The organism is Actinoplanes palleronii (assembly GCF_016862315.1).
GTDB classification, from domain to species: domain Bacteria; phylum Actinomycetota; class Actinomycetes; order Mycobacteriales; family Micromonosporaceae; genus Actinoplanes; species Actinoplanes palleronii.
The window spans coordinates 1-972 of sequence record NZ_BOMS01000231.1 but is presented as its reverse complement, the minus strand read 5'-3'; the positions used below and the strand labels follow the sequence as shown (position 1 = coordinate 972).

General features: G+C 58.4%; 1 protein-coding gene. It reads right to left on the bottom strand.

Annotation, left to right across the window (positions count from 1 at the left end):
• Positions 1-88: 88 nt before the first annotated feature.
• Positions 89-972: reverse transcriptase domain-containing protein (locus Apa02nite_RS50755; protein WP_203831586.1), on the bottom strand; the 884-nt coding region annotated here is incomplete at its 5' end.

The window sequence follows — 972 nt, the reverse complement described above, 5'->3', positions numbered from 1 at the left end:
CCGAGTAGCCGGAGGGAGTCTCACCCTCCGGCCCTCACAGATCCGTACGTGACAGTCTCCCGTCATACGGCTCTTGTCGCTCTGATCATCAGAAGGTTTTGATCCACGCCCAGTGGGCGAAGGCTTTCGGGTACTGACTCGTGATGCGTTGCCAGCCTGCCTTGGCCTTCTTGAAGGATCGGACTCGTTTGAACTTGTTCCGCAGAAACCGCACCAAGTAGGCGTTGATACGTTGTAGGAACGGATACAAGACGGAGCGGTTGAACCGTCCGTAGTATTGCATCCAGCCACGCACGATGGGATTTATCCACTGTGCGAGGTCGGCAAGGGTCTGGCCTGTTCTGCGGTCCAGCCGCCAGCGGCGGACTGTTCCACTGATCTTCTTCAGGGCTTCTTTACTGATCGCCGGCGCGAACGAAGTGAACGTCACGTGCTGACGTTCGTTCCGAGCCCCGCGAGGGCGGAACGTGTAACCGAGGAACGTGAATGAGGTGTGCTCATATGTTGCACGCCTGCTCGCGTCCTTGCAGTATACGATCTTCGTCTTGTCGGGATGCAGTCGCAGCCCGACCTTTTCCATTCTAGTAGCGATAGCCTGGACCAGGCGCTCTGCCTGACCCTGGTTCACGCAATGCACCACCGCATCATCGGCATAACGCTCGAACGGAACCCCCGGGCATTCCCGGGCCATCCACGCATCAAACGCGTAGTGCATGAACAGATTTGCCAGCACAGGTGATACCGCCGATCCCTGCGGAGTCCCCCGGTCCCGTGTCTGCAGCGTGCCGTCAGTCAATTGCAACGGCGCGACCAGCCACCGTTTGACATAGAGCACCACCCACGGAACATCAGCGTGCTTTTCGACCGCCTTGAGCATCAGCGCATGATCGACGCTGTCGAAGAACTTCTGAATGTCCAAATCGATCACCCAGTTGTTCTGCCAGCAGCGCTGGCGACATGCGCTCACCGCGT